30 protein-coding genes are annotated in these 25,153 nt (G+C 67.8%); 16 read left to right on the top strand and 14 right to left on the bottom strand.

Annotation, left to right across the window (positions count from 1 at the left end; genetic code table 11):
- Positions 1-50: 50 nt before the first annotated feature.
- Positions 51-881, bottom strand: a complete 831-nt coding sequence (locus AC1RB9_RS02765) for a DMT family transporter (protein WP_003101583.1) — start codon at positions 879-881, stop codon at positions 51-53.
- Positions 882-1,109: 228 nt separating this feature from the next.
- Between AC1RB9_RS02765 and AC1RB9_RS02760 the strand changes: the two genes are divergently transcribed.
- The 3 genes from AC1RB9_RS02760 to AC1RB9_RS02750 all read left to right on the top strand — a co-directional run bounded on the left by AC1RB9_RS02760 (position 1,110) and on the right by AC1RB9_RS02750 (position 3,344).
- On the top strand, positions 1,110-1,619 hold the full coding sequence (locus AC1RB9_RS02760) for a disulfide bond formation protein B (protein WP_003459347.1): 510 nt from the start codon (positions 1,110-1,112) through the stop codon (positions 1,617-1,619).
- Positions 1,620-1,706: 87 nt separating this feature from the next.
- Positions 1,707-2,315, top strand: coding sequence for a LemA family protein (locus AC1RB9_RS02755; RefSeq protein WP_003084923.1), 609 nt, complete (start codon positions 1,707-1,709; stop codon positions 2,313-2,315).
- 3 nt (positions 2,316-2,318) lie between these two features.
- Positions 2,319-3,344 (top strand): TPM domain-containing protein, encoded by a 1,026-nt coding sequence (locus tag AC1RB9_RS02750; RefSeq protein WP_003142752.1) that lies wholly within the window; start codon positions 2,319-2,321, stop codon positions 3,342-3,344.
- A 110-nt stretch (positions 3,345-3,454) separates the two neighbouring features.
- On the opposite strand, the gene AC1RB9_RS02745 is transcribed toward AC1RB9_RS02750, so the two are convergent.
- The 3 genes from AC1RB9_RS02745 to AC1RB9_RS02735 all read right to left on the bottom strand — a co-directional run bounded on the left by AC1RB9_RS02745 (position 3,455) and on the right by AC1RB9_RS02735 (position 7,144).
- Positions 3,455-4,009 (bottom strand): helix-turn-helix domain-containing protein, encoded by a 555-nt coding sequence (locus AC1RB9_RS02745; protein WP_003101576.1) that lies wholly within the window; start codon positions 4,007-4,009, stop codon positions 3,455-3,457.
- 17 nt (positions 4,010-4,026) lie between these two features.
- Positions 4,027-5,316 (bottom strand): NAD(P)/FAD-dependent oxidoreductase, encoded by a 1,290-nt coding sequence (locus AC1RB9_RS02740; protein WP_003118872.1) that lies wholly within the window; start codon positions 5,314-5,316, stop codon positions 4,027-4,029.
- Between the two features lie 337 nt (positions 5,317-5,653).
- Positions 5,654-7,144: a helix-turn-helix transcriptional regulator gene (locus AC1RB9_RS02735; RefSeq protein ID WP_003121801.1), complete on the bottom strand. Its 1,491-nt coding sequence runs from the start codon at positions 7,142-7,144 to the stop codon at positions 5,654-5,656.
- 285 nt (positions 7,145-7,429) lie between these two features.
- Here AC1RB9_RS02735 and AC1RB9_RS02730 point away from each other — a divergent pair, with 285 nt between their 5' ends.
- Entirely contained in the window at positions 7,430-7,693 is a 264-nt protein-coding gene (locus AC1RB9_RS02730; protein WP_003084903.1) for a hypothetical protein, read from the top strand.
- Between the two features lie 74 nt (positions 7,694-7,767).
- On the opposite strand, the gene AC1RB9_RS02725 is transcribed toward AC1RB9_RS02730, so the two are convergent.
- Genes AC1RB9_RS02725 through AC1RB9_RS02710 form a run of 4 tightly spaced genes read right to left on the bottom strand, consistent with a single transcriptional unit; the run spans position 7,768 to position 10,592 of the window.
- On the bottom strand, positions 7,768-8,484 hold the full coding sequence (locus AC1RB9_RS02725) for a type 1 glutamine amidotransferase (RefSeq protein WP_003084901.1): 717 nt from the start codon (positions 8,482-8,484) through the stop codon (positions 7,768-7,770).
- A complete protein-coding gene (locus AC1RB9_RS02720; RefSeq protein ID WP_003459342.1) occupies positions 8,484-9,665 on the bottom strand; it encodes an aspartate aminotransferase family protein in 1,182 nt (393 codons plus the stop codon). Before AC1RB9_RS02720 ends, AC1RB9_RS02725 begins: the two co-directional genes overlap by 1 nt.
- Positions 9,658-9,894 carry a hypothetical protein gene (locus AC1RB9_RS02715; RefSeq protein WP_003113233.1) on the bottom strand — a complete coding sequence of 79 codons (237 nt, stop codon included), beginning with the start codon at positions 9,892-9,894 and terminating at the stop codon, positions 9,658-9,660. The genes AC1RB9_RS02720 and AC1RB9_RS02715 overlap by 8 nt, the downstream gene beginning before the upstream one ends.
- Positions 9,891-10,592, bottom strand: a complete 702-nt coding sequence (locus AC1RB9_RS02710) for an MOSC domain-containing protein (RefSeq protein WP_003160865.1) — start codon at positions 10,590-10,592, stop codon at positions 9,891-9,893. The genes AC1RB9_RS02715 and AC1RB9_RS02710 overlap by 4 nt, the downstream gene beginning before the upstream one ends.
- Positions 10,593-10,693: 101 nt before the next feature.
- Here AC1RB9_RS02710 and AC1RB9_RS02705 point away from each other — a divergent pair, with 101 nt between their 5' ends.
- From AC1RB9_RS02705 to AC1RB9_RS02695, 3 genes are all read left to right on the top strand, one after another.
- A complete protein-coding gene (locus tag AC1RB9_RS02705; protein ID WP_003084893.1) occupies positions 10,694-11,572 on the top strand; it encodes a LysR family transcriptional regulator in 879 nt (292 codons plus the stop codon).
- Positions 11,573-11,925: 353 nt separating this feature from the next.
- On the top strand, positions 11,926-12,609 hold the full coding sequence (dnr, locus tag AC1RB9_RS02700) for a transcriptional regulator Dnr (RefSeq protein WP_003113234.1): 684 nt from the start codon (positions 11,926-11,928) through the stop codon (positions 12,607-12,609).
- Between the two features lie 83 nt (positions 12,610-12,692).
- Positions 12,693-12,887: a hypothetical protein gene (locus AC1RB9_RS02695; RefSeq protein ID WP_003113235.1), complete on the top strand. Its 195-nt coding sequence runs from the start codon at positions 12,693-12,695 to the stop codon at positions 12,885-12,887.
- Between the two features lie 6 nt (positions 12,888-12,893).
- Here AC1RB9_RS02695 and AC1RB9_RS02690 read toward each other — a convergent pair whose 3' ends face one another.
- The 6 genes from AC1RB9_RS02690 to nirQ all read right to left on the bottom strand — a co-directional run bounded on the left by AC1RB9_RS02690 (position 12,894) and on the right by nirQ (position 18,270).
- Positions 12,894-14,732, bottom strand: a complete 1,839-nt coding sequence (locus AC1RB9_RS02690; RefSeq protein WP_003117939.1) for a nitric oxide reductase activation protein NorD — start codon at positions 14,730-14,732, stop codon at positions 12,894-12,896.
- A 1-nt stretch (position 14,733) separates the two neighbouring features.
- Positions 14,734-16,131, bottom strand: a complete 1,398-nt coding sequence (norB, locus tag AC1RB9_RS02685) for a nitric-oxide reductase subunit NorB (RefSeq protein WP_003084883.1) — start codon at positions 16,129-16,131, stop codon at positions 14,734-14,736.
- Positions 16,131-16,571: a nitric oxide reductase subunit NorC gene (gene norC / locus AC1RB9_RS02680; RefSeq protein ID WP_003084881.1), complete on the bottom strand. Its 441-nt coding sequence runs from the start codon at positions 16,569-16,571 to the stop codon at positions 16,131-16,133. Before norC ends, norB begins: the two co-directional genes overlap by 1 nt.
- Before the next feature lie 89 nt (positions 16,572-16,660).
- Complete coding sequence (locus AC1RB9_RS02675; RefSeq protein ID WP_003113239.1) at positions 16,661-16,918, bottom strand: cytochrome C oxidase subunit IV family protein; 258 nt, start codon at positions 16,916-16,918, stop codon at positions 16,661-16,663.
- 7 nt (positions 16,919-16,925) lie between these two features.
- Positions 16,926-17,453 carry a cytochrome c oxidase subunit 3 gene (locus AC1RB9_RS02670; RefSeq protein WP_003118864.1) on the bottom strand — a complete coding sequence of 176 codons (528 nt, stop codon included), beginning with the start codon at positions 17,451-17,453 and terminating at the stop codon, positions 16,926-16,928.
- Between the two features lie 34 nt (positions 17,454-17,487).
- On the bottom strand, positions 17,488-18,270 hold the full coding sequence (gene nirQ / locus AC1RB9_RS02665; RefSeq protein ID WP_003084875.1) for a transcriptional regulator NirQ: 783 nt from the start codon (positions 18,268-18,270) through the stop codon (positions 17,488-17,490).
- Positions 18,271-18,485: 215 nt separating this feature from the next.
- On the opposite strand from nirQ, the gene nirS reads away from it, so the two are divergent.
- Genes nirS through nirJ form a run of 9 tightly spaced genes read left to right on the top strand, consistent with a single transcriptional unit; the run spans position 18,486 to position 25,153 of the window.
- Positions 18,486-20,192, top strand: coding sequence for a nitrite reductase (gene nirS, locus AC1RB9_RS02660; protein WP_003106104.1), 1,707 nt, complete (start codon positions 18,486-18,488; stop codon positions 20,190-20,192).
- A 50-nt stretch (positions 20,193-20,242) separates the two neighbouring features.
- Positions 20,243-20,557: a cytochrome C-551 gene (nirM, locus tag AC1RB9_RS02655; RefSeq protein ID WP_003084872.1), complete on the top strand. Its 315-nt coding sequence runs from the start codon at positions 20,243-20,245 to the stop codon at positions 20,555-20,557.
- A complete protein-coding gene (nirC, locus tag AC1RB9_RS02650) occupies positions 20,554-20,913 on the top strand; it encodes a cytochrome c55X (protein WP_003084870.1) in 360 nt (119 codons plus the stop codon). Before nirM ends, nirC begins: the two co-directional genes overlap by 4 nt.
- Positions 20,910-22,088 (top strand): heme d1 biosynthesis protein NirF, encoded by a 1,179-nt coding sequence (nirF, locus tag AC1RB9_RS02645; RefSeq protein WP_003084866.1) that lies wholly within the window; start codon positions 20,910-20,912, stop codon positions 22,086-22,088. The genes nirC and nirF overlap by 4 nt, the downstream gene beginning before the upstream one ends.
- 8 nt (positions 22,089-22,096) lie before the next feature.
- The gene (locus tag AC1RB9_RS02640; RefSeq protein ID WP_003084864.1) at positions 22,097-22,549 is read left to right on the top strand and encodes an AsnC family transcriptional regulator; all 453 of its coding nucleotides are present in this window, start codon (positions 22,097-22,099) and stop codon (positions 22,547-22,549) included.
- Positions 22,546-23,070, top strand: a complete 525-nt coding sequence (ahbB, locus tag AC1RB9_RS02635; RefSeq protein ID WP_003111534.1) for a siroheme decarboxylase subunit beta — start codon at positions 22,546-22,548, stop codon at positions 23,068-23,070. Before AC1RB9_RS02640 ends, ahbB (AC1RB9_RS02635) begins: the two co-directional genes overlap by 4 nt.
- On the top strand, positions 23,063-23,506 hold the full coding sequence (locus AC1RB9_RS02630; RefSeq protein WP_003084860.1) for an Lrp/AsnC family transcriptional regulator: 444 nt from the start codon (positions 23,063-23,065) through the stop codon (positions 23,504-23,506). The genes ahbB (AC1RB9_RS02635) and AC1RB9_RS02630 overlap by 8 nt, the downstream gene beginning before the upstream one ends.
- On the top strand, positions 23,481-23,996 hold the full coding sequence (gene ahbB / locus AC1RB9_RS02625; protein WP_003084858.1) for a siroheme decarboxylase subunit beta: 516 nt from the start codon (positions 23,481-23,483) through the stop codon (positions 23,994-23,996). The genes AC1RB9_RS02630 and ahbB (AC1RB9_RS02625) overlap by 26 nt, the downstream gene beginning before the upstream one ends.
- A complete protein-coding gene (nirJ, locus tag AC1RB9_RS02620) occupies positions 23,990-25,153 on the top strand; it encodes a heme d1 biosynthesis radical SAM protein NirJ (protein WP_003459326.1) in 1,164 nt (387 codons plus the stop codon). Before ahbB (AC1RB9_RS02625) ends, nirJ begins: the two co-directional genes overlap by 7 nt.

Raw genomic sequence — 25,153 nt, 5'->3', positions numbered from 1 at the left:
GGAACTGCAACTCAAGCTGGCGCCGCTCGTTCTGTAAAGGCACAGCCCCTTCAGAGCTTCATCAGCAGCATTCCGGCCAGCACCAGGCCGCACGCCAGCAGGCGTGGCAGTCCGAACGGCTCGTTGAGGAAGCGCATGCCGAACAGCACCGCCAGCAGCACGCTGGTCTCGCGCAACGCTGCCGCTTCGGCGATCGACCCCAGCTGCATGGCCCACAGCACCAGGCCGTAGCTGGCCAGCACGCAGACCCCGACCGCCAGGCCGAGCTTCCACTCCAGCGCCCAGAAGCGGGCGAAGGCGCGGGTTCGCGCGCCAACGGCGATCAGCGGGAACGGCAGGCCGGAAAGCAGCGTCAGCCAGACCAGGTAGTCAAGCGCCAACGGCCAGCGCTTCAAGGCGTTGCCGTCGCTCCAGGTGTAGCCGCCGATGCACAGGCCGATCAGCAGCACCACCGGCAGGGTCCGCCAGGGCAGCCGCGAACCGCCGCCGCCCCAGAGCAGGCAAAGCATGCCGAAGGGGATCAACAGGATGCCGAGGATCTGCCGGCCGCTGAGCTGCTCGCCGCCGAACGCCAGGGTCAGGCCCAGCACCACCAGCGGCGACAGCCCGCGCATCAGCGGATAGACCAGGCCCAGGTCGCCGACCTTGTAGGCCTCGATCAACAGTACCCGGTAGAGCAGTTGCAGGACGGTGGCGCCGAGCAGCCAGGGCCAGACTTCGGCCGGCGGCAGGCTGACGAAGGGCAACAGCAGGATGGCGCAGAGCACGCCGACCACGTCCATGCAGGCGACGACCAGCAAGCGGTCGCTGCTGAACTTGACCAGGGTGTTCCAGGTAGCGTGGAGAACGGCGGCGCACAGCACCAGGCTGGTGGCTAGCATGACGGACCTTATTGGTATAGACCAAGATAGTCTATCCCGGCGGAGGCTCCAAATGCTCGCCTCGTTGCGGCGTTTTTCCCTGAAAGCTCCTACGAAAGCGGAGAAACATGCAGCAGACATCGTTACGTCAAACGGCTTAATCTTCGGACAATCCTGATGGACTACCATCGGCCAGCGCCGCACAGTGCCGGCCCGGCCTCCCTTATCAACGACACAGGAATCCCTGCCTTGAGCGCTCTCCTCAAGCCCCTCGACAATCGCTTGTTCTGGCCCGCGGTCGCCATCGGCGGCCTGCTGATCCTCGCTTTCGTACTCTACCTCCAGCACGTGCGCGGCTTCGCGCCCTGCTCGCTATGCATCTTCATCCGCCTGGACGTGCTCGGCCTGGTGCTCGCCGGGATCGTCGGCAGCCTCGCCCCGCGTTCGCGGATCGCCGGCAGCATCGCCGCGCTGGGCATGCTCGCCGCCAGCCTGGGCGGGATCTACCACGCCTGGTCGCTGGTCGCGGAAGAGAAACTGGCTGCCCAGGGCATGGGCAGTTGCAAGATGTTCATGGGCTTCCCCGAATGGATACCGCTGGATACCTGGCTGCCGCAGGTCTTCCAGCCCGAGGGGCTGTGCGGCGAAGTGGTCTGGACCCTGCTCGGCCAGTCCATGGCGGTCTGGTCGCTGGCGCTGTTCGTGTTCTGCCTGCTGGTCCTGGCGGCCAAGCTGGCGTTCGGCCGCCGCACCGCCTGACAGCGCCGATATCCGTGCCGGCACAAGGAACGTGCTGGCCATTGGCTGGTCTACAATCGAGCTTTCTCAACCCGGATGAGTACCACCATGCCTCGATTCCTCAGAAATGCCCTCCTTCCCGTCCTCGCCCTGCTGCTCAGCGGCTGCGGCTACAACGCCATGCAGGCCGGCGACGAACAGGTGAAAGCCGCCTGGTCGGAAGTGCTCAACCAGTACCAGCGGCGCGCCGACCTGGTGCCCAACCTGGTCAGCACGGTGAAGGGCTATGCCTCCCATGAGGCGTCGGTCCTGACCCAGGTCACCGAGGCCCGGGCCAAGGTCGGCAGCGTGCAACTGAACGCCGACCAACTGGACGACGAGCAGGCCGTGCAGCGCTTCCAGAAGGCCCAGGGCGAACTGAGCTCGGCGCTTTCGCGCCTGCTGGTAGTCACCGAGAACTACCCGCAACTGAAGGCCGATGGCCTGTTCAAGGACCTGCTGACCCAACTGGAAGGCACCGAGAACCGCATCGCCGTCGCTCGCGGCCGCTACGTCAAGTCGGTACAGGAATACAACGTGCTGCTGCGCCAGTTCCCCGGCGTGATCACCGCCAAGCTGTTCGGCTACAAGCCCAAGGCGAACTTCAGCGTGGAAAACGAAGCGGCCATCTCCACCGCGCCGAAAGTCGATTTCGGCAACCCGCAACCGGCGCAGTAAGCCATGCGCCGGCTGCTACTGGGCGCCGGGCTGCTGCTCGCCAGCCTGGTCGCCTGGGCCGATGTGCCACCGATACCCGCGCTGACGGCGCGGGTCACCGACCTCACCGCGACCCTTTCCGGCGACCAGCGCCAGCACCTGGAGCAACAGCTCGCCGCCCTGGAAGCCAAGAGCGGCGCGCAGCTCGCGGTGCTGCTGGTCCCGACCACCGGCGACGATTCCATCGAGGAGTACGCGGTGCGTACCTTCGAGAAATGGAAGCTGGGCCAGAAGAAGGTCGACGACGGCGTCCTGCTGCTGGTGGCGAAGAACGACCGCACCCTGCGCATCGAGGTCGGCTACGGCCTGGAAGGGGCCATCACCGACGTCCAGGCCGGGCGGATCATCAGCGAGCGGATCACGCCGCAGTTCCGCCAGGGCAATTTCTATGGCGGAATCCAGGCCGGCGTGGACAGCCTGGTGCAACTGATCGATGCCGAGAAGAACCCGGAAAGCGCTACCGCCAGCGCTCCCGTCGACGCCTTGCCGGCGGTTCCCGAGGCCACGCCGCCGCGGGCCCTGCCGGCACCGGTCGACGAGGGTGAGGTGTATGACAGCGCCCCGCCGGAGCCGAAAAAGAAGAGCGGCCTGAGCGGACAGCTCTGGGGCAACCCGGTCTACCTCGGTGTCTATGTGGCGGTCCTGCTCGCCGTGGCCCTACTCGGACGCCTGCTGCCGTTGCAGTGGATGCGGCGGCGCAGCATCGGCCGCTTCCTGCTTTGCAGCGCGGCGGTCGCCGGCCTGGCCTGGCTGTTGAGCATGGGCCTGTGGCAGAACGTCGACCGCGCGGCGGACGACAGTCTCGGCGTACTGGCGCCGACCCTGTTCATCTACGCCCTGTTCCTGCTTCCCGGCGAAGTGCTGATGGCCATCCTCAGCGCCATCCTCAATAGTCGCGGCGGCGGTGGGGGAGGCGGCAGCGGCGGTGGCAGCATCTTCCGCGGTGGCGGCGGCTCCAGCGGCGGCGGCGGCGCCTCCGGACGCTGGTGACGAAAAGCCCGAGGCCTGTGCCTCGGGCTTTTTTCATCGGTCGGCGACGGTTCTCGCCGATGCCGGAAGTCTTCGCCGCTATCCGGCAAACGACCGGGTAACGCGCTTCGTCAGGCGTATACCCAGAGCACCCTGACCGGCGCCTGGCTGCGGTTGGCGTAGCGGCTGCGCATATGGCTGGGAATCTGGAAACCGTCGCCGGCCTGCAGGCGCAGCTCCTCGTCCTCCAGCCACAGGGTCAGCTCGCCTTCGAGCACGTAGCCGCCCTGCTCCGAGCTGTCCAGCAGGTCGCGCTCGCCGCTGTCGGCACCCGCTTCAAGGCAGGTTTCGAGCATGAAGAAGGCGCCGCCGAGACGCGGCGATACCAGGTTGTCGCTGGCGCCACGAGCGTAGGCCAGGGTCCGACGCTCGCCCGGGCGGGTCACCCAGGGCGAGGCCTGGATCTTCGGCGAGCAGAAGAAGTAGGTCGCCGGCACCCCGAGCACCTGGCTGATGGCGACCAGGTCGTCCACCGCCGGCCGCGAAAGGCCGCGCTCGACCTGGGAGACGAAGCCCACCGAACGGCGAATGCCGTCGGCCAGCGCCTGCAGGGTGATGCCCTTGCGCTTGCGCAATTCGCGCACCAGGCTGGCGATCTCCGCCAGGTCGTCGGCTACTTCGCTCATCTCGGCTCCAGGCCCTCTCAGAACAGGTCGCGCAAACGGTAATACGCTTTGCCCAGGGCTTCCAGCGGCGCGGCGAAGCGCTGGCCGCCGGGAAACTTCGGATTGCGCAGGCGCTGGTAGAGCGCCAGGGTCTCGTCGTCGCCGAGCAGCGCGTCGCTGACCGCCCTGGCCGCCGCCAGACTCGGCAGCACGCCGTGGCCGGAGTAGCCTTGCAGCCAGTAGCGGTTGCCCTGCCGGCCGAGGTCCGGGGTACGCCGCATGCTGCAGTCGATATGCCCGCCCCAGGCGTACTCCAGCGCCACCCCGCGCAACTGCGGGAACACCCTTTCGAGATAGGGCCGGGTGGCGGCGCGGATGTCGCTGGGCATGCCGCCCAGGTAGGTGCAGCCGCCGCCGAACAGCAGGCGGTAGTCCGGGGTCAGGCGGAAGTAGTCGAGGACGAACTGGTTGTCGGTCACGCAGCAGTTGCGCGGCAGCAACGACTTCGCCCGTTCCTCGCCGAGCGGCTCAGTGGCGACCTGATAGGTGCCCACCGGCAGCATCCGTTGCGACAGCTCGCTGTCCAGCCCGTCGATGTAGGCGTTGCAGGCCAGCACCAGCGCCGCGCAGCGGATCTCGCCGTGCTCGGTACGGACCCGGTAGCCGTCGCCCTCCTCGCGATAGTTCAGGGCCCGGGTCCGCTCGTGGATACGCCCGCCGGCGCGCTCGATGGCGGCGGCCAGGCCGAACGCCAGCTTGAGCGGATTCAGGTGTGCGGCGTGGGGATCGTAGAGACCGGCAAGGTAGCGCTCGCTGGCGATCCATTCGGGCAACTCGTCCTTCGCCACGAAGCGTAGCCCCTCGTAGCCCCAGCGACGGTTGGCCTCGGCCTGCCAGTCGTAGAGCAGGCCGACCCGGCGCGGCAGGATCGCCGTCCATAGGTGGCCGACCCGGTAGTCGCAGTCGAAGCCATGTCGCTGCGGCAACTCGCGCATCTCGCCGGCCGCCCAGAGCATGCCGTCCCAGAGACGGCGTGCGCCTTCGTAGCCGAGGTCGGCCTCCAGCGGCGGCAGGTCGCTGGACCAGCCGGGCAGCGCCTGCCCACCGTTGCGCCCGGAGGCCGCCCAGGCGATCCGGCTGGCTTCGATGACGCATACCTGGCGTCCGCCTTCGACCAGCCGCAGCGCCGTGTGCAAGCCGCTGAAACCGGCGCCGACCACCAGCACCTCGCAGTCGAGGTCACCCTCCAGGGCCTGGCGCGGCTGGATCAGTTCGGGATTGACGGCGGCGTAGTAAGTGCCGACATGCTCGTTGGATTGCAGGAACATCGCGACCTCCGTGAAATTATATTGGTTATTTTTCATGAAAAATAACACTTAAAATTTCACGAAACCAGTCCCGAGCATTCGCAAACGGCCGGCAGGATGCCGTCGCGCACCAGCAGAGGCAGAGGGGCAAATATTCGAAAGGAGGCGGGAAGCCCCCCGCCAGAGCGAAACTGGCGAGGGGAACAGACGTGCGGACAGCGCGGCTCGCGCCGCGGAGAAAAGGTGCACGACCACGGGCGGGGGCATGCCGGGCGTGCTGCGCCAGTGTCGGCGCCGACGGGAGCGGGCGACAGGTACGAATGCACCAGCCGCCCTGGTGCATTCGTACCCTCTTCGTTTATTTGCGCCCGTTGCCGTTGCGCGGCTCCGGCGCGAATCCGCGTTCGCGTGCCCAGACGATGGCCTCGCCACGGCTGTGGACATCGAGCTTGGCGTAGATGGTCGCCACGTGGTTGCGCACGGTGTTCGGCGCCAGGCCCAGTTCCTTGGCGATCTCCTTGTCCGCCAGGCCCTGGCAGATGAGGTCGAACACCTCGCGCTCGCGCGCAGTCAGGTCGGCCAGTTCGGCGCCGGTGCCCGGCGCGTTGGCGCGGCGAACGTTGGCGAGCTTTTCGATCAGGGTGCGGCTGAACCATGAAGCGTCCTGCATCACCGTCTCGATGGCGTGCACCAGCTCCATTTCGGTGCGCCGCCGGTCGCTGATGTCCAGCAAGGCCACCAGCACGCAGTCCTGCTCGTTGAGGCTCACCGCCTCGGCCGAGACCAGGCAGTCCAGGCCGTTGCGATCCTTGTGCTGCAGGCGCAGCTGGACGTTGCGCACGCTGCCGCTCTGCGCCAGCAGCTCGCCCAGGCGCTCGGCGCCGCCGTCCTGCCACAGCCCGCAGGCGACGGTGGACTCGCCGAGCAGTTCCTCGGCCTGGTAGCCGAAGGTTTCGCTGAAGGCCTGGTTGATGTCCAGCACCTGCAGGTCGTCGCCGCACAGCACCAGGCTCGGCACCGGTGCCATGCGGAAGGCCTTGGCGAAGCGCTCCTCGCTCTTGCGCAGGGCCTCCTCGGCCTTCTTCCGCGGTTCGAGATCGGTGAAGGTGAAGAGCATGCAGGCCTCCTCGCCGACCTCTATCGGCTGCCCGGCGACCACCACGCACTTGCGTCCGCCCTCCGCCACCCGCAGGCTCGCCTCCATCTGCGGGATGGTCTCGCCGGCGCCCAGACGCTCCACCGCCAGTTCGCGGCGCTCGGCCTGGTCGAGTACGTCCAGCTCGTACACCGAACGGCCGATCACCTGGTCGCGGGCATAGCCGGTCATTTCCAGGAAACCGACATTGACCTTCACGTAGCGGTAGTCGCTGAGCCGGCAGATCACCGCCGGCGCCGGGTTGGCATTGAAGGTCTTCTCGAAGCGCTGCTCGGCGCTGGCCCACTCGGTGGCGTCGTGGAGGATCAGCACCAGGCAGTCGGGCTTGTCCTCGGGGGTGGTCAGCACCAACCCGCGCACGCGGTGCACCCAGCGGGTGTCCTCGTCGGCGGCGGGAAACACTTCCACCACCACGTCGCTGAAGCACTCGCCAGCCACCAGGCGCTCGGCCGGGTACTGCCCCTCCTGCAGCGGATGATTGTTGCGGTAGCGCAGGCGAAAGCGTTCGCGATACTCGCCGGTATCGGCGCCCAGGCCTTCCAGCGAATCGACGCCGTGCATCGCCAGGGCCGCCTCGTTGGCCCAGAGGATGCGCTGGTCCGGCTCGATCAGGATCACCCCTTCGGTAAGGCCGGCGATGATCTGCTGCAACTGGCGGCGGTCGGTCTGGGTACGCAGTACCTGGTCGTTCATGCTGTTCCTCTTGGATGGAGCGATTTTCCGGGGGCAGCAAGGATGCCCGCCCGCCCTGACCGCGCACGCGTGACGATTGCACTAGCGGTGCTAGTGCATTTGCATCGCGAAACGATAGCGGAGGCACCCCTACCCTGGCGATACAGGAAGCAATGTCCGGGCGGGAAGCCCAGACGCCGCGCCGGCCGGGAGGCTACGCCGCCCCTCGGTCCCGAGGTCGTCGACGCATCCACCCGACTCGCCCTGCACGAGAAGAAAGCCCCATCCCCTTGCATGAGCGACGCGATGAGCAAGAACAAGCACCCCGATCTCGGCGAGATCCAGCGCAGCCTGAACCAGGCGCTGGAAGGCTACGACTGCCAGTGCCGGATGCACTACGACGGCACCGTCAGTATCAATGTCGCCGCCCGAGAGCACGACGAAACCTTCACCTTCGTCGGCATCCAGCCCGGCGAGCTGGACAACCCCACCCGCCTGCACCTGTTCGCCGAAAGCCTGCGTCGCGACCTGGCACTACTGGAGCCCTGGTTGGGAAAGCACGCAGCCTAGAATAAAAAAAGCGCCCCACAGGACCAAAACGACGTCCGGAGGCGCATGCGAGGACAGAGGAATCTTTCTGGCGATCAGGCCCGGCGTGCGATCTCCGCCGGCCGATGCGCCAGGTAATCGAGCAACAGGAACAGCACCGGCGCCACCTCGCGGCAATGCGCGACACCCTGGCGGATCCTCCCGGCGCTCTGCACCGCCCCTTCCCGTTGCAGGTCCTGCGGGCAGGCATCGAGCAGCGCCTCGATGCTCTCCGCGGTGCTTTCCAGGTGACATTGCAGGCCGATAGCCTGCTCGTTCCAGATGAAGCCCTGGTTGGCGCAGGCAGCCGAACCATAGAGCGGCACGCTGCCGGCCGGCAGGTCGAAGGTCTCGCCGTGCCAGTGGAACGCCATCAGCCGTTCCGGCAGGCGCTCGCCCAGCGGCGAGCCCAGCGCCTGGCTGTACCTGTGCAGCGGCCACCAGCCGATCTCCGCCTGGCGTCCCGGGCGTACCGCAGCCCCCAGCGCCTGGGCCAGCAGCTGCGCGCCGAGGCAGATGCCGAGGACCTTCTTGCCGGCATCCAGCGCCGCGCGGATCAAACGCTTCTCCGCCACCAGCCAGGGATATTGCGCTTCGTCGTGGACGCTCATCGGCCCGCCCATCACCACCAGCAGGTCGAAGCTGTCCAGCGCAGGCAGGTGGGCGTCGGCGTAGAGGTAGCAGACGTGCTCGTGCTCGCAGTGGCGGCCGATCCAGTCGCCGATCCGCGCGCTGCCTTCGAAGGGAACGTGTTGCAATACCAGGGCGCGCATCAGGCCACCTCCTCGTGTCGGTTGGCGACCCGGGCCAGGGCCCGCTCCAGTCGCCGCAGCATTTCGTCGACGTTGGCCCGGCTCACCGTCAACGCCGGGGAAAAACGCAGGCAATGCGGCTGCGGCGCGTTGATCAGCAGGCCTTCGCCGAACGCCGCGCGAACCACCGCCGGCGCGCGCTGGCCGATCAGCGGCAGCCCCCAGAACAGTCCCTGGCCGCGCAGCGGACCATGCCCATAGCGACGCGCGACACGGGCCAGGCCATCGCGCAGGTGAGTGCCCTGCTCGCGCACCTGCTCCAGGAAACCCGGCTCCAGCACGGTATTCAGTACCGCCAGCCCGGCAGCGGTCATCAACGCGTTGCCGTGGTGGGTGCCAAGCTGGTCGCCCGGTTCGAAGCAGCAGGCGTTGCCACGCGCCAGCAGCGCCGACAGCGGCACCCCGGCGCCGAGGCCCTTGCCGAGGGTAACGATGTCGGCGCGTACCCCGTACAGTTCCTCCGCCAGCAGCGCGCCGCAGCGGCCGATGCCGGTCTGCACCTCGTCGAGGATCAACAGGACGCCGCGCTGCCGGCACAGCCGCTCGATGCCACGCAGGTAGTCGAGGGTCGCCGGGATCACCCCGGCATCGCCCTGCACCGGCTCCAGCATCACCGCCACCGTCTCTTCGTCGATGGCCGCGGCCATGGCGTCGAGGTCGTTGAACGGCACCCTGGCAAATCCCTCCAGGCCATGCTGCGCCGGCTTGCCACAAGCCGTCAGGGTGCCCGGGGTGCGTCCATGGATGCTGTTGACAGTGCTGACGATCCGTTGCGCGCCGCCGCGATGCAGGCGGCCCCACTTGCGCGCCAGGGCGATGGCCGCTTCGTTGGCCTCGGCGCCGCTGGTGAGGAAGTAGGCCTGGTCGCTGCCGGTCGCCAGGCACAGGCGCTGCGCCAATGCCAGCACCGGCCGGTTGAGCAGGCAGGGGCCGGCGCTGACCAGCTCCCGCGCCTGCCGGGCCAGGGCCTGGACCAGCACGCTGGGACTGTGGCCAAGGCAGTTCACCGCCAGGCCCTGGGTGAAGTCGAGGAAGGCGCGTCCGTCGCTGTCCCACAGCCACGAGCCCTGGCCACGGACGAACACCTGTTCGGGCCGTTCCTGGGTGCGCATCAGGCGCAGGCTATCCAGCGCATCAGCCATCTTTCAGTTCCTCGGTCATGTACTCCACCGCCAGCAGGCGCACGCCCTGTGGCCCCTGCTCCAGCAGCCGACGCTTTTCCCGGCGCGTTTCGAAGCGCAGTTCGAAGCCGTCGCCGGCGGGGAAGCGCTGGCGCATCAGCTCGCGCACCTCGGCAAAGCGCGCGGCGCTCACCGTCATGCTGGCCAACAGCCGGCCGGACTGGCTCAGGGTGATCAGGTAGTCGCTCAAGAGGCATGCTCCCGGTAATCCGACGGCCCGCGCAGGCGCGGCCCCCAGTCTTCCACCACGCCGCTGGACAGGCGTTTCGCCGCTGTCTTGCGCCAACGCTGGGAGAGCGCGTCGCAGGCCATCATCTGGCGCAACCCGAGAGGCTCCAGGGGATCGCCGAAATACCACTGCAACAGGCGGGCGACGGTCAGTTCGGGGTAATGCCGCTGGACCAGCTTCAGCTGGTCCCCGGGAGTCACCATGCCGCTGCGCAGGACCCGATAGAACCAGCCGCAGCGGCCGCCGCTCTGCAATTCGTCGGGCAGCTCGGGAAGATTCCAGCGCTGGCCCTGGCGATAGCAGGGCGAACGCGGCTGGCTGACTTCCAGCAGGGCATCGCCCCAATGGAACTGGTCGCCGATGCAGACCTCGGCTTCGGTGATCCCGTAGGTCGAGATGTTCTCGCCGAACGCCGGCAGTTGCCAGCGGTTCAGCGGGTGGCGCTTGCGCCAGTAGCGGTAGTGCTCGGCGGGATAGTGATGGAGAGCGCGCTCGAGGCCGCCGTGGTGGCGGATGTCGGCCTGTTCGTCGCCGGGCAGGCCATCGTGGCCCAGCCAGAACTCCTGCTCGACCGGCAGCTTGTCGATCGCGCTGACCAATCCGCCCCAGGTTTCTTCGACTTTACCTATGAAAACACCGTTTACGACTATCTGCTCCATTGCTCCGCGACCACCCGATGTACCGCCAATGCAGCTAGACTAGTGCCTCACGCGGGACCCACTCCATTTCGATTTTCCAGTTTCATCGATAAGAACAGCTTATGGATTTTCGCCAACTCCGCTATTTCGTCGCGCTCTACGAAGAAGGCCACGTCGGCCGCGCCGCCGAACGCCTGGCCCTGTCGCAACCGGCCCTCTCGCAGCAGATCCGCCAGTTGGAGCAGAACCTCGACGTCTCGCTGTTCCAGCGCAGCGGCAAGCGCCTGCTGCCGACCGTCGCCGCCCACACCCTGTACAACCATGCGGTACCGCTGCTGGAGGGATTGGAAAGGGCCCGCGAGGCGATGCGCGTATTCCGCGGGCAGACCCCGCGCAGCCTGGCGATCGGCGTGCTGCAGACGGTCAACGCCAGCCTGGTGCCGTACATGGTCGAACGCCTGCACGCCGCGCAGCCGCATCTGCGGGTGCAGATCTACGAACTGTCGGGAATCGACATCGAGCGGCGCCTGCTCACCGGCAACCTGGATATCGGCATCGGCTTCCTGCCGCCGCGCCAGCCGGGCTTGCACAGCGTCGAGCTGTACGAGGACGAATTGCAGCTGGTGATCCCCGAGGAACACCCGTTGAAGGAGTTCAGAAAGGTGTCCCTGGCCCAGGCCGCGGAGTTGCCGATGCTGCTGCTCGGCGAAGAGTTCCGCGCGCGCCAGATCTGGCAGGAGCAACTCGCCGCGATCGGCCGGCGGCCGCGGGTGCAGGCGGAACTGAACCACATGAGCGGGATTCTCGACAGCCTGCCGCAGACCCGCTTCGCCACCGTTCTACCGGGCAAGGCACGGCAGATGCACTCGAACCAGCGGCTGCTGTGGAAACCGCTCAGCGAACCGCGCATCCCGCTGAAGGTCGGCCTGGTCTACCGCGACGCGCAACGCCAGCACGCCAGCGTCGAGCTGCTGCGCTCGCTGCTGGAAGGCGTGGTCTGAGCGACGCGGTTTTCCTCGGGCAATAAAAAACCCCGCCTTTTGGGCGGGGTTTTGCAGACCTCTATCCTGACATCCGTGCTACGCCACCATCCATGGTGGATTCCCTGAGTTTCCGTATTGTCTTTGGCGCTTCCTGCGCAATGTCCTGACGGTTTGAAGATTACGCATCTCCGCGAGGGGGAGAAAGCAGCCAAAACCACCGCCGTTTGTAAGCCTTGGCTTACACGCTGTAATAGTTCCGCTCGCCGGACCGACGGCAACACCCAGCCGCCGGGAGCTTGCCGTGCGTCAAGATGATCTGCGCCGGGCCCGCTACAGTGGCCAGTCCCCTCATCATCGCGAGCCTTCCCAGCATGGAATTCCAGCGCGTCCACCAGCAGTTGCTGCAAAGCCACCACCTGTTCGAACCGCTTTCTCCCGTCCAGCTCCAGGAACTGCTCGCCAGCAGCGACCTGGTCAACCTCGACAAGGGCGCCTACGTGTTCCGCCAGGGCGAGCCGGCGCACGCCTTCTACTACCTGATTTCCGGCTGCGTGAAGATCTACCGGCTGACCCCGGAAGGCCAGGAGAAGATTCTCGAAGTGACCAACGAACGCAACACCTTCGCCGAGGCGATGATGTTCATGGACACCCCGAACTACGTGGCCACCGCCCAGGCCGTGGTGCCCAGCCAGCTGTTCCGTTTCTCCAACAAGGCCTACCTGCGCCAGTTGCAGGACAACACCCCGTTGGCCCTGGCCCTGCTGGCCAAGCTCAGCACCCGCCTGCACCAGCGCATCGACGAGATCGAGACGCTTTCCCTGAAGAACGCCACCCACCGCGTGGTGCGCTACCTGCTGACCCTCGCCGCCCACGCGCCGGGGGAGAACTGCCGGGTGGAAATCCCGGTGGCCAAGCAACTGGTGGCCGGTCACCTGTCGATCCAGCCGGAAACCTTCTCGCGAATCATGCACCGCCTCGGCGACGAGGGCATCATCCACCTCGACGGCCGCGAAATCAGCATCCTCGACCGCGAACGCCTGGAGTGCTTCGAGTGAACAGCGCCGCCGCTTGATCGCGGTCAAGCGCGCCACGGCCCGTCCGCCGGCAAGCTGGCGGGGTCGAGCCCGCGAGAACGCCCATGCGCCAATGCCTGTATTGCCTCCATGAAACCGAAGGCGCGGAAAGCGCCTGCGAACAGTGCGGCATGCCGCTGCCCAGCGCTTCCCAGCACCAGCTCCAGGGTCGCCGGCAGCGGCGCTTCGCCTGGTTCTGCGTCGGGCTGGCGCTGTTCTGCCTGGGCATGATGCTCTGGTTGCCGCGCGATGCTCCCTGAGGCATCTCAGCGGCGCAGGCGCCGATAGAGCTGGAGCAGGCGCTCGGGCAACTGCCCGGCGCGCTCGACCAGCGCGAAGCCGTCGGCGCCGAACAGGTAGGGCAGGTAGTCCGCCGCCTCCTTGTCGATGGTGATGCAGAAGGGCACCAGTCCCTGGCTGCGCGCCTCGATCACCGCCTGGCGGGTATCCTCGATGCCGTAGCGGCCCTCGTAGCGGTCCAGGTCGTTGGGCTTGCCGTCGCTCAACAGCAACAGCAGGCGACGCTTCTGCGGCTGCCCGCCGAGCACCTGGCTGGCCCGGCGGATCGCCGCGCCCATCCGCGTGTAGTAGCCCGGCGAGAGCGCCAGCACGCGACCGCGGACCTCGCCGCCGTAGCCTTCGTCGAAGTCCTTCAGCACCTGCCAGCGCACCTGCTGCCGGCGCACCGAGGAAAACCCGTACAGCGCGAAGGGGTCGCCCAGCGCCTGCAACGCCTCGCCGAACAGCAGCAGGCTGTCGACGATGCTGTCGATCACTCGCCGCTGGTCGTCGAGGTAGGCTTCGGTGGACATCGACAGGTCCGCCAGCAACAGGCAGGCGAGGTCGCGCCGGCGCGGCCGCTGTTCGAGGAACAGGCCTGGCTGGGTGGAACCGCCGCGGCGCCGCTCGACCTGGAAGTCGAGCCAGGCATCGAGGTCGATCTCGTCGCCTTGCGGCTGCTGGCGCAGGCGTTGGCGGCCGTCGCGCAGGCAGGCGAACTGGCGGCGCAGATGCAGCGCGGTCTTCTCCAGGTGCGCCGGCAGGCTGGCGCTGGTCGCGCCGCGCGGCCGCATCGGTTGCAGCAGCACGTGGTCGCTCAGCAGGCGCTGCTGCCGATAGTCCCACTCGGGCAGCTTCAGCCCGGGGCCGAGCGGCAGGTCATCGTAGTCGGCGGCCGGCAGGTCGAGATCCAGGCGCAGGCCGCCGCCCTTCTGCGTGCGCTGGCGCGACAGCGACAGGTAGTCGAGGTCTTCGGCGACGCGCGCGCCGTCCGGGTCGTCCTCGTCGTCGCTACAGCGGTCCAGGGCCAGGTGCTCCGACCAACTGAGCAGGCTTTCCAGGCGGAACAGCAGCAGGTTGCGCTCGCTGTCGCGCTCCTCGACGCGCTCGGCGCGCTTGCGCGCTCCGCTGCGGGCGACCTGGCGCTTGCCGGCGCCGGCGGCCGCTTCCTCGCCGTCCTCCGCGCTGGCGGAAGGCGTCCAGCGCTCGCCGGGATACAGCCACAGCGGCACCGGCCAGGGCGCCCGCTCGACTCGCGGGAAGCGCTCGACGCTGCCCGGCTCGGCAAGCGCGCGGCGCAGGGCGATTTCCAGTTCGGCGTCTGCCGCCGGGCAATCGTCCAGCGACGGGCGCTGGCGCAGATGCGCGGCGACCAGCCGGGCGTAGCGCGGGCGTAGCGCCGGATAGGCATCGAGCAACTGCCGCGCCCAGCGCTGGTTGTCCTGGGCCCAGTGCCGCAGCGGCCCGGCGCTGGCCGCCAGCAGCGCCAGCCAGCGATACAGTTCACGGTTCAGCTCGGCCTGCGGATAGACCGCGAGGGATTCCGGCAGGCGCAGGCTGTCGCCGTTGAACCAGGACACCGGGGCCTGCTCGCAGGTCCCGGCGACCCGCTGCAACCAGGTGCGGCGTAGCAGCAGGCGGCGCGCCGGGGTCGCCTCGAGGGCTACCCCCGGTGCGCCGCCGAGCGCCCGGAAGAGCATGCCGAGCGGACGCCGCATGCTCTCCAGGGTCACCCGCGCCGCCTCGAACTCGCCGCTGGCATGGCGGGTGATGAAGCGGTGCCAGTGGGCGCCGACCCATTCCTCCAGCTCGACGGCGAAGGCCATCTCAGGCGGCCGCCTTGCCGCGCCGGAAGCTCAGCAGGTAGGCGACCAGGCCGATGAGGAACACCACCCCGGCGCCTTCGCGCAGCCAGTAGAAGATCGCCAGCTGGTCCTGGGTGGCCATGAAGGTCATCGCCGCGCCGTCCGCCGGCATCCGTTGCAGCCAGACCTGCAGCACCCCGGCCGCGGAGAGGAACAGGGTGATGAACACCATCGCCACGGTCATCAGCCAGAAGCCCCACATCTCCAGGACCTGCGAGCGGTTGTCCATCGCCTCGCCGATCCCGCGCAGGCGCGGCATGGCGTAGGAGATGATGGTCATCACGATCATCGCGTAGGCGCCATAGAAGGCCATGTGGCCGTGGGCGGCGGTGAGCTGGGTGCCGTGGGTGTAGTAGTTGACCGGCGCCAGGGTATGCATGAAGCCCCACACTCCCGCGCCGAGGAAGGCCATCACCGTGGTGCCCATGGCCCACAGCGCGACCGCGCGGTTCGGATAGTCGCGGCGGCGGCGGTTGATGGTGTTGAAGGCGAACAGCACCATGGCGAAGAACGGCAGCGGCTCCAGCGCCGAGAATACCGAGCCGAGCCACAGCCAGTAGCCGGGCACGCCGATCCAGAAGTAGTGGTGGCCGGTGCCGATGATGCCGCTGATCAGCGCCATGGCGATGATCACGTAGAGCCACTTCTCGATCACCTCGCGGTCGACCCCGGTGATCTTCACCAGCACGAAGGCGAGGATCGCACCCATGATCAGTTCCCACACGCCTTCCACCCACAGGTGCACCACCCACCACCAGTAGAACTTGTCGCGGGTGAGGTTTTCCGGGTTGTAGAAGGAGAACAGGAACAGCAGGGCGAGGCCGATCAGGCCGGTCATCAGGACCATGCTGATGGCGGTCTTGCGCCCGCGCAGCACGGTCATGCCGACGTTGAACAGGAAGCCCAGGGCGACGATCACGATGCCCGCCTTGCTGATGGTCGGCTGTTCGAGGAACTCGCGGCCCATGGTCGGCCACAGTTCGTTGCCGGTGAGCCTGGCCAGGCCGGCGTAGGGCACCAGCAGGTAGCCGAGGATGGTCAGCACGCCGGCGGCGGCGAATACCCAGAACAGGATCCAGGCCAGCTTCGGGCTGTACAGCTCGCAGTCGCTCTCCTCCGGCACCAGGTAGTAGGCAGCGCCCATGAAGCCGAACAGCAGCCAGACGATCAGCAGGTTGGTGTGCACCATGCGCGCGACGTTGAAGGGGATCGCCGGGAACAGGAAGTCGCCGACCACGTACTGCAGGCCCATGATCAGGCCGAACAGGATCTGCCCGACGAAGAGGATCAGGGCGAACACGAAGTAGGGTTTGGCGACCGCCTGCGAGGCGAATTTCAGGGAGCCATTGGGCGACATCATCAACCCTCCTTGTTCGGCGGCCATTGGTTGGTATCGATCTTCGAGCTCCACTTGAGGAACTCGGCCAGGTCGTCGACCTGGCCCTCGCTGAGATGGAACTGCGGCATCGCGCGACGGCCCGGCACGTTCAGCGGCTGGATCTTCATCCAGGCCTGGAGGAAGGTGTTGAAGCCCTCCTCGCCGCCACGGCGTCCGACCACGTTGCCCAGCTCCGGCGCGAAGTAGGCGCCCTCCCCGAGCAGGGTGTGGCAGCCGACGCAGTTGTTCTGCTCCCAGACCAGCTTGCCGCGCACCACCGCGGCGCTCATCGCGGCCTCGTTGGTGCGCTCGGGCAGGGTTTTCTCGGTGTGGTAGGTCAGGGCCAGGAACAGCAGGATGAAGAACACACTCCCGCCGAAATAGATGTTCCTGGCCATGCCTTTGGTAAAGGTCTCGGACATGCGGCCTCCTGGAATGGGTGGTGCGGCGATTCTAGGAAGCGGCGGCGGCGAACCCGCTTGATGGCAATCAAGATTCCCGAACGATTTACTCAGTTATTCATCCGCGCCAGGTACAGCGCAGCGCCCACCGCCAGGGCCATCAGCAGCGGCCAGGCCAGCAGCAGGCGGCGCCATAGCGCCGGGGCATGGGCCAGCTCCATGAAGCGCTCGCCGATCAGCCAACCCTTGGCCACCGCGCAGGCCAGCACCGCCGCCAGCAGCCAGGGAGAGTCGCCGGCGCCGCCCAGCAGCACACCGGTCACGGCCAGCGCCAGCAACGCCAGCCAGCAGAGGGTCAGGGTTCGCATCGGCACCTCATTGCAGGACGTAGACCAGCGGGAACAGCAGCACCCAGACCAGGTCGACCATATGCCAGTAGAGCACTCCCGACTCCAGTCCCGAGCAAGCCTGCGGCGTATAACACCGGCGCCAGCAGGCCTGCGCCAGCCAGCCGAGGATCAGCAGGCCGAGCAGGACGTGGAGGAAATGGAAGCCGGTCAGGCACCAGTAGAGGGTGAAGAAAGTGTCGTGCTCGATGTCCAGGCCGAGATCGGCGAGCCGCCCGTACTCGTGCAGCTTCAGGCCGACGTAGACCAGCGCCAGCAGCAGCGCCGCCAGCAACCAGCCGCTCGCCTGGCGCGGCCGTCCGCGGCGCACCGCATGCACCGCCAGCGCGGCGAGCCAGCCGGAGCTGAGCAGGGCCACGGTCAGCAACAGGCCCCAGCGGCTATCCAGTTGCTCCCGGCCGGCACGGAACAGCTCCGGCTGCCAGGCCTGGGCGCCGGCGAACGCCAGCAGCAGCAGGCTGAACACGCTGAGTTCGGCGAGGATGAAGAACCACATCGCCAGGTCGCCGGGCAGGCGCCGCTCGACGGTATCAGGCGACATGGAGATCGACGATGTCCATCAGCGCCGCCACCGTCGCCGGGTCGTCCGAGAGCGGTTCGGCCAGCGCCACCCGGCACGCCTCGCGCGGGTCCATGCCGTCGCCGATGAGGCGCGCGGCGAAGATCAGCAGGCGGGTCGAGGCGACTTCCTCCAGGTCGTGCTGCTCCAGCCGCCGCAGCGCCTGGCCCAACTGCACCAGGCGCTGCGCCAGGGCCTCGGCACAACCGCTCTCGCCGACCAGGATGCGTGCCTCCTGCTGCGCCGCCGGGTAGTCGAAGCGCAACGCGACGAAACGCTGCCGGGTGCTGGGCTTCAGGCCCTTGAGCAGGTTCTGGTAGCCGGGGTTGTAGGACACCACCAGCATGAACGAAGGCGGCGCCTGCAACGTCTCGCCGGTGCGCTCCAGGTACAGCTCGCGGCGGTCGTCGGCCAGCGGGTGGATGGCGACCGTGGTGTCCTGGCGCGCCTCCACCACTTCGTCCAGGTAGCAGATACCGCCTTCGCGCACCGCGCGGGTCAGCGGGCCGTCCTGCCACCAGGTGCCGTCGGCGCCGATCAGATGGCGGCCGAGCAGGTCGGCGGCGCCCAGGTCGTCATGGCAGGCGACGCTGTACAGCGGCAGTTCCAGGCGCCGCGCCATGTACTGGACGAAGCGGGTCTTGCCGCAACCGGTGGGGCCCTTGAGCAATACCGGCAGGCCGTGCCGCCAGGCGCGCTCGAAGACTTCGATCTCATGGCCGGTGGCCTCGTAGAAGGGTGTCGCGTCCCGCATGTCCTACTCCTGCGCTAGGGATTAGGACCGCACGCTATTCACAGTTGGAAGGTGCCACAAGCGCAAAGCAACGCAATCTTGATTCCGGTCAAGCAAGGGTAAAGACCCTGCTTTCTATGATCCTTTCGCGCCATGAATTCCCGGGAGTTCCCGACGCAGCCACCCCCAAAACACTGCTAAGGGAGCGCCTCGCAGGGCTCCTGAGGAGATAGACCATGCCATTTGGCAAGCCACTGGCGGGCACCTTGCTCGCCTCGCTGACGCTGCTGGGCCTGGCCACCGCTCACGCCAAGGACGACATGAAAGCCGCCGAGCAATACCAGGGTGCCGCTTCCGCCGTCGATCCCGCTCACGTGGTGCGCACCAACGGTGCCCCCGACATGAGTGAAAGCGAGTTCAACGAGGCCAAGCAGATCTACTTCCAACGCTGCGCCGGTTGCCACGGCGTCCTGCGCAAGGGCGCCACCGGCAAGCCGCTGACCCCGGACATCACCCAGCAACGCGGCCAGCAATACCTGGAAGCGCTGATCACCTACGGCACCCCGCTGGGCATGCCGAACTGGGGCAGCTCCGGCGAGCTGAGCAAGGAACAGATCACCCTGATGGCCAAGTACATCCAGCACACCCCGCCGCAACCGCCGGAGTGGGGCATGCCGGAGATGCGCGAATCGTGGAAGGTGCTGGTGAAGCCGGAGGACCGGCCGAAGAAACAGCTCAACGACCTCGACCTGCCCAACCTGTTCTCGGTGACCCTGCGCGACGCCGGGCAGATCGCCCTGGTCGACGGCGACAGCAAGAAGATCGTCAAGGTCATCGATACCGGCTATGCCGTGCATATCTCGCGGATGTCCGCTTCCGGCCGCTACCTGCTGGTGATCGGCCGCGACGCGCGGATCGACATGATCGACCTGTGGGCCAAGGAGCCGACCAAGGTCGCCGAGATCAAGATCGGCATCGAGGCGCGCTCGGTGGAAAGCTCCAAGTTCAAGGGCTACGAGGACCGCTACACCATCGCCGGCGCCTACTGGCCGCCGCAGTTCGCGATCATGGACGGCGAGACCCTGGAGCCGAAGCAGATCGTCTCCACCCGCGGCATGACCGTAGACACCCAGACCTACCACCCGGAACCGCGCGTGGCGGCGATCATCGCCTCCCACGAGCACCCCGAGTTCATCGTCAACGTGAAGGAGACCGGCAAGGTCCTGCTGGTCAACTACAAGGATATCGACAACCTCACCGTCACCAGCATCGGTGCGGCGCCGTTCCTCCACGACGGCGGCTGGGACAGCAGCCACCGCTACTTCATGACCGCCGCCAACAACTCCAACAAGGTTGCCGTGATCGACTCCAAGGACCGTCGCCTGTCGGCCCTGGTCGACGTCGGCAAGACCCCGCACCCGGGGCGGGGCGCCAACTTCGTACATCCCAAGTACGGCCCGGTGTGGAGCACCAGCCACCTGGGCGACGGCAGCATCTCGCTGATCGGCACCGATCCGAAGAACCATCCGCAGTACGCCTGGAAGAAAGTCGCCGAACTACAGGGCCAGGGCGGCGGCTCGCTGTTCATCAAGACCCATCCGAAGTCCTCGCACCTCTACGTCGACACCACCTTCAACCCCGACGCCAGGATCAGCCAGAGCGTCGCGGTGTTCGACCTGAAGAACCTCGACGCCAAGTACCAGGTGCTGCCGATCGCCGAATGGGCCGATCTCGGCGAAGGCGCCAAGCGGGTGGTGCAGCCCGAGTACAACAAGCGCGGCGATGAAGTCTGGTTCTCGGTGTGGAACGGCAAGAACGACAGCTCCGCGCTGGTGGTGGTGGACGACAAGACCCTGAAGCTCAAGGCCGTGGTCAAGGACCCGCGGCTGATCACCCCGACCGGTAAGTTCAACGTCTACAACACCCAGCACGACGTGTACTGAGACCCGCGTGCGGGGCACGCCCCGCACGCTCCCCCCTACGAGGAACCGTGATGAAACCGTACGCACTGCTTTCGCTGCTCGCCACCGGCACCCTGCTCGCCCAGGGCGCCTGGGCCGAAGACCCCGAAGTGCTGTTCAAGAACAAGGGCTGCGTGGCCTGCCATGCCATCGACACCAAGATGGTCGGCCCGGCCTACAAGGACGTCGCCGCCAAGTTCGCCGGCCAGGCCGGCGCCGAAGCGGAACTCGCGCAGCGGATCAAGAACGGCAGCCAGGGCGTCTGGGGCCCGATCCCGATGCCGCCGAACGCGGTCAGCGACGACGAGGCGCAGACCCTGGCGAAGTGGGTCCTGTCGCAGAAATGAACGCCCCTCCGGACTTCCGGCGCGCCGCCAGCCACGCCTTGTGGCTGGCCCTCGCGCTGACGTTCGCCTGTCCTCTTCCGGGCCTGGCCGACGAGCATCCCGATGCCCGTCGCCAGGCCCAGTTGCGTCACCTGCTGTTGCAGGACTGCGGCTCCTGCCACGGCCTGCGCCTGACCGGCGGCCTCGGCCCGGCGCTGACCCCCGAGGCCCTGCGCGGCAAGCCGCGCGAATCGCTGGTCGCCACCGTGCTCATGGGCCGTCCGCAAACCCCGATGCCCCCCTGGGCCGGCCTGCTCAGCGAAGACGACGCCGGCTGGCTGGTGGACCGCCTGATCGAAGGAGAGATCGCCCCATGAACCTGCGTCCCCTCGCGCCGCTTTTCCTCGCCCTGCTCGCCGGCTGTAGCCAGCAGCCGCCCTTGCGCGGCAGCGGCGACCTCGGCGTGCTGATCGAACGCGCCGACGGCAGCGTGCAGATCCTCGACGGCACGGCGAAGACCTCGCTGGCGCGGGTCGAAGGCCTCGGCGACCTGTCCCACGCCTCCCTGGTGTTCTCCCGCGACCAGCGCTACGCCTACGTATTCGGTCGCGACGGCGGCCTGACCAAGCTCGACCTGCTGGCCCAGCGCATCGACAAGCGCCTGATCCAGGGCGGCAACAGCATCGGCGGAGCGATCAGCCAGGACGGTCGGCTGGTCGCGGTATCCAACTACGAGCCGGGCGGGGTCAAGGTGTTCGACAGCCGCACCCTGGAGCTGGTCGCCGAGATTCCCGCCACCCGCCTCCCCGGCCAGGACAGGAACTCCCGGGTGGTCGGCCTGGTCGACGCGCCCGGGCAGCGCTTCGTGTTCAGCCTGTTCGACAGCGGCGAGATCTGGATCGCCGACTTCAGCCAGGGCGACACGCCGCACCTGACCCGCTTCCGCGATATCGGCAAGCAACCCTACGACGCCCTCATCAGCCCCGACGGGCGCTACTACATGGCCGGGCTGTTCGGCGAGGACGGCATGGCCCAGCTCGACCTCTGGCACCCGGAGCGCGGCGTCAGGCGCGTACTCGGCGACTACGGCCGCGGCCAACGCAAGCTGCCGGTGTACAAGATGCCGCACCTGGAGGGCTGGACCATCGCCAGCGACCAGGCCTTCGTCCCGGCGGTCGGCCATCACCAGGTGCTGGTGCTCGACGCGCGCGACTGGAAGCAGACCGACGCCATCGACGTCGCCGGCCAGCCGGTGTTCGTCATGACTCGACCGGACGACCGGCAGATCTGGGTCAACTTCGCCTACCCGGACAACGACAAGGTGCAGGTCATCGACAGCGAGACCCACGAAGTGATCGAAACCCTGCGCCCTGGCCCCGGCGTACTGCACATGGAATTCAGCGGGCGCGGCGACCAGGTCTGGATCTCGGTGCGCGACGCCGACCAGTTGCAGGTCTGGGACCCGTACCGCCTGAAGCGCATCGGCAGCCTTCCGGCCCGCAGCCCGAGCGGCATCTTCTTCAGCCACCGCGCCCAGCACATCGGACTCTAGGAGGCACCATGGACGACCTCTCCCGCCGCCTCCTCGCCCGCTACCAGAAAGGCCTGCCGATCTGCGCGGAACCCTATCGGCGGATGGCCGAGACCCTGGGTTGCAGCGAAGCCGAGGTGCTCGAACGGCTGCGTCGACTGGAAGCCGACGGCGCGTTGTCGCGGGTCGGCCCGGTGCTCCGCCACCAACGCGCCGGGGCCAGCACCCTGGCTGCCCTGGCGGTGCCCGAGGAGCGTCTGCAACGGGTCGCCGAGCGCATCAGCCAGTACGCCGAGGTCAACCACAACTACCAGCGCGAACACCGCTACAACCTGTGGTTCGTGCTCACCGCCGGCGACCGCGCGCAACTCGACCGGGTACTGGCGGAGATCGCCGCCGACACCGGCCTGCAACCCCTCGACCTGCCGATGCAGGAAGCCTACTGCATCGACCTCGCGTTTCCCCTGGAGGCCAGCCGATGAACCCCGTCGAACCCCTCGCCGCGCCGCAGCGGCAACACCTGCGCTACCTGCTGGAACAGGGCCTGCCGCTGGCCAGCCGGCCCTACCGGGTGCTCGCCGAACGCATCGGCGCCGGCGAAGACGAAGTGCTGGAACAGGTCCGCCGCTGGGACGAAGACGGCCTGTTCCGCCGCTTCGGGGTGATCCTCCACCACCGCGCCCTGGGCTATACCGCCAACGCCATGCTGGTGCTGGACGTCGCCGACGCGGAGGTCGACGCCGTCGGCCGCGCCCTCGCCCACGAAACGATCGTCTCGCTCTGTTACCGCCGCCCGCGTCGCCTGCCGATGTGGCCATACAACCTGTTCTGCATGATCCACGGCCGCGAGCGCGGCGAAGTGGAACGCCAGATCGAGGCCCTGCTGGAGCGCCACGCCCTGCGCCAGACACCGCACCGCTGGCTGTTCAGCCTGCGCGCCTACAAGCAGTGCGGCGGCCGCTACACCGCGCCGCCGGCCGACCTGGAGCGCCGCCATGGATGAGTTCGACCGGCGCCTGCTGAACCGCCTGCAACACGGCCTGCCGCTGGAGCCGCATCCCTACGCGCTGCTCGCCGCCGAGCTGGATTGCCGCGAGGAAGACATCCTGCGCCGCCTGGACGACCTGCTCGACGACGGCACCCTGACCCGCTTCGGTCCGCTGTTCGATATCGAGCCCCTCGGCGGTGCCTTCACCCTGGCCGCCATGAGCGTGCCGGAGGCGCGTTTCGAAGAGATCGCCGCGCTGCTCGCCGGCTGGCCGCAGGTCGCCCACAACTACCGTCGCGAGCACGCCCTGAACATGTGGCTGGTGGTCGCCTGCGACAGCCCGGCGGAGGTCGCCGAGACCCTCGCACGGCTGGAGCGCGAGAGCGGGCTGGCGGTACTCGACCTGCCCAAGGAGGCGACCTACCATGTCGGCCTGCATTTCCCCCTCTGACGCCCTGCTCGCCCGCCGCCTGATCGAACTGACCCAGGCCGGCCTGCCGCTGGTCGCCGACCCTTGGGCGTGGATCGCCGCGCAACTGCGGCTGAGCGAGGCGGAGACCCTGGCGCTGCTGAAGCGCCTGCGCGACGCCGGGGTGATCCGGCGCATCGCCGCGGTGCCCAACCACTATCGCCTTGGCTACCGGCACAACGGCATGACCGTCTGGGACGTCGCCGACGAACGCATCGAACGCCTCGGCCGGCTGGTCGGCGGGCTGTCCTTCGTCAGCCATTGCTACCGGCGCCCGCGCCATCTGCCGCAGTGGCGCTACAACCTGTTCGCCATGGTTCACGGCCGCAGCGAAGCGGAGATCGAAGGCTATCGCCAGCAGATCCGCCTGCTGCTCGGCGAGGACTGTCGCGCCGACGAGATGCTGGTGAGCAGCCGCATCCTGAAGAAGACCGGCCTGCGCCTGGCGCAGAAGGAGGAACGTCCATGCTGAGGATCAGCCATTACCTGCGCAGCCTCGCCGAGGACGCGCCGACGCCGCGCCGCGCCGGCGGCAGGCGCGCCCCGGTGGTGATCTGGAACCTGCTGCGGCGCTGCAACCTGACCTGCAAGCACTGTTACTCCACCTCCGCCGACAGCGACTTCCGTGGCGAGCTGGAGACCGCGGAAATCCTTCGCGGCATCGACGACCTGCGCGCCGCCGGAGTGCGCGTGCTGATCCTCTCCGGCGGCGAGCCGCTGATGCACCCGGACCTCTTCGAGATCGCCGCCCATGCGCGCCAGGCCGGGATGTTCGTGGCGCTGTCGAGCAACGGTACGCTGATCGACGAAGGCAACATCCAGCGCGTCGCCGAGGCCCGCTTCGACTACGTCGGCATCAGCCTCGACGGCCTGCGCGAGACCCACGACCGCTTCCGCCAGAAGCAGGGCAGCTTCGACGCCGCGCTGGCGGCCATGCGCCTGTGCCGCGAGGCGGATATCCGCGTCGGCATGCGCACCACCCTGACCGAGGAGAACGCCGCGCAACTACCGGCACTGCTCGACCTGATACGCGAACTCGACGTGCAGAAGTTCTACCTCTCGCACCTCAACTACAGTGGCCGCGGCCGCCGCAGCCGCGCCCTCGACGCCCACCACCGGCGCACCCGCGAGGCCCTCGCGCTGCTCTTCGAACGGGCCGACGAGGACATCCGGCAGGGGCGCGACAGCGACTTCGTCACCGGCAACAACGACGCCGACGCGATCCTTCTCCTCGACTGGCTCAAGCGCCGCCGCCCGCAGCAACTGGCGCGTCTCTGCGAGCTGCTGCTGGACTGGGGCGGCAACGCCTCGGGCGAGGGCATCGCCAACATCGACAACACCGGCGAGGTGCATCCGGACAGCTACTGGTGGCACCACAGCGTCGGCAACATCCGCCATCAGCGCTTCGCCGACTTCTGGTTCGAGCGCCCCGACCCGCTGCTCCTGCAACTGCGCCAGCGCCCGCGACCGGTGGTCGGGCGCTGCAGCCAATGCCGCTGGCTGGACATCTGCAACGGCAACACCCGCACCCGCGCCTGGGCCGGCGGAGAACTCTGGGGCGAAGACCCCGGCTGCTACCTCAGCGATCAGGAAATCGGCCTCGAGCGCATCGCGCTGCACGCCGTCTAA

The sequence above is a fragment of the Pseudomonas sp. 20-5 genome, assembly GCF_056782835.1.
Note: the sequence above shows the minus strand (reverse complement) of the source record. Positions and strands in the feature narration are given on the sequence as shown.

Excerpts from the sequence above, each read along its gene's own strand:
- AC1RB9_RS02765 (WP_003101583.1), bottom strand. The coding sequence starts at position 881 with ATGCTAGCCACCAGCCTGGTGCTGTGCGCCGCCGTTCTCCACGCTACC.
- AC1RB9_RS02735 (WP_003121801.1), bottom strand. The coding sequence starts at position 7,144 with ATGAACGACCAGGTACTGCGTACCCAGACCGACCGCCGCCAGTTGCAG.
- AC1RB9_RS02630 (WP_003084860.1), top strand. The coding sequence starts at position 23,063 with ATGGATGAGTTCGACCGGCGCCTGCTGAACCGCCTGCAACACGGCCTG.
- nirC (WP_003084870.1), top strand. The coding sequence starts at position 20,554 with ATGAACGCCCCTCCGGACTTCCGGCGCGCCGCCAGCCACGCCTTGTGG.
- nirF (WP_003084866.1), top strand. The coding sequence starts at position 20,910 with ATGAACCTGCGTCCCCTCGCGCCGCTTTTCCTCGCCCTGCTCGCCGGC.
- AC1RB9_RS02750 (WP_003142752.1), top strand. The coding sequence starts at position 2,319 with ATGCGCCGGCTGCTACTGGGCGCCGGGCTGCTGCTCGCCAGCCTGGTC.
- nirS (WP_003106104.1), top strand. The coding sequence starts at position 18,486 with ATGCCATTTGGCAAGCCACTGGCGGGCACCTTGCTCGCCTCGCTGACG.
- nirM (WP_003084872.1), top strand. The coding sequence starts at position 20,243 with ATGAAACCGTACGCACTGCTTTCGCTGCTCGCCACCGGCACCCTGCTC.
- AC1RB9_RS02725 (WP_003084901.1), bottom strand. The coding sequence starts at position 8,484 with ATGCGCGCCCTGGTATTGCAACACGTTCCCTTCGAAGGCAGCGCGCGG.
- AC1RB9_RS02640 (WP_003084864.1), top strand. The coding sequence starts at position 22,097 with ATGGACGACCTCTCCCGCCGCCTCCTCGCCCGCTACCAGAAAGGCCTG.
- AC1RB9_RS02730 (WP_003084903.1), top strand. The coding sequence starts at position 7,430 with ATGAGCAAGAACAAGCACCCCGATCTCGGCGAGATCCAGCGCAGCCTG.
- AC1RB9_RS02675 (WP_003113239.1), bottom strand. The coding sequence starts at position 16,918 with ATGCGAACCCTGACCCTCTGCTGGCTGGCGTTGCTGGCGCTGGCCGTG.
- nirQ (WP_003084875.1), bottom strand. The coding sequence starts at position 18,270 with ATGCGGGACGCGACACCCTTCTACGAGGCCACCGGCCATGAGATCGAA.
- AC1RB9_RS02745 (WP_003101576.1), bottom strand. The coding sequence starts at position 4,009 with ATGAGCGAAGTAGCCGACGACCTGGCGGAGATCGCCAGCCTGGTGCGC.
- ahbB (WP_003084858.1), top strand. The coding sequence starts at position 23,481 with ATGTCGGCCTGCATTTCCCCCTCTGACGCCCTGCTCGCCCGCCGCCTG.
- AC1RB9_RS02755 (WP_003084923.1), top strand. The coding sequence starts at position 1,707 with ATGCCTCGATTCCTCAGAAATGCCCTCCTTCCCGTCCTCGCCCTGCTG.
- norB (WP_003084883.1), bottom strand. The coding sequence starts at position 16,131 with ATGATGTCGCCCAATGGCTCCCTGAAATTCGCCTCGCAGGCGGTCGCC.
- ahbB (WP_003111534.1), top strand. The coding sequence starts at position 22,546 with ATGAACCCCGTCGAACCCCTCGCCGCGCCGCAGCGGCAACACCTGCGC.
- dnr (WP_003113234.1), top strand. The coding sequence starts at position 11,926 with ATGGAATTCCAGCGCGTCCACCAGCAGTTGCTGCAAAGCCACCACCTG.
- AC1RB9_RS02710 (WP_003160865.1), bottom strand. The coding sequence starts at position 10,592 with ATGGAGCAGATAGTCGTAAACGGTGTTTTCATAGGTAAAGTCGAAGAA.
- norC (WP_003084881.1), bottom strand. The coding sequence starts at position 16,571 with ATGTCCGAGACCTTTACCAAAGGCATGGCCAGGAACATCTATTTCGGC.
- AC1RB9_RS02690 (WP_003117939.1), bottom strand. The coding sequence starts at position 14,732 with ATGGCCTTCGCCGTCGAGCTGGAGGAATGGGTCGGCGCCCACTGGCAC.
- nirJ (WP_003459326.1), top strand. The coding sequence starts at position 23,990 with ATGCTGAGGATCAGCCATTACCTGCGCAGCCTCGCCGAGGACGCGCCG.
- AC1RB9_RS02720 (WP_003459342.1), bottom strand. The coding sequence starts at position 9,665 with ATGGCTGATGCGCTGGATAGCCTGCGCCTGATGCGCACCCAGGAACGG.
- AC1RB9_RS02670 (WP_003118864.1), bottom strand. The coding sequence starts at position 17,453 with ATGTGGTTCTTCATCCTCGCCGAACTCAGCGTGTTCAGCCTGCTGCTG.
- AC1RB9_RS02740 (WP_003118872.1), bottom strand. The coding sequence starts at position 5,316 with ATGTTCCTGCAATCCAACGAGCATGTCGGCACTTACTACGCCGCCGTC.
- AC1RB9_RS02695 (WP_003113235.1), top strand. The coding sequence starts at position 12,693 with ATGCGCCAATGCCTGTATTGCCTCCATGAAACCGAAGGCGCGGAAAGC.
- AC1RB9_RS02705 (WP_003084893.1), top strand. The coding sequence starts at position 10,694 with ATGGATTTTCGCCAACTCCGCTATTTCGTCGCGCTCTACGAAGAAGGC.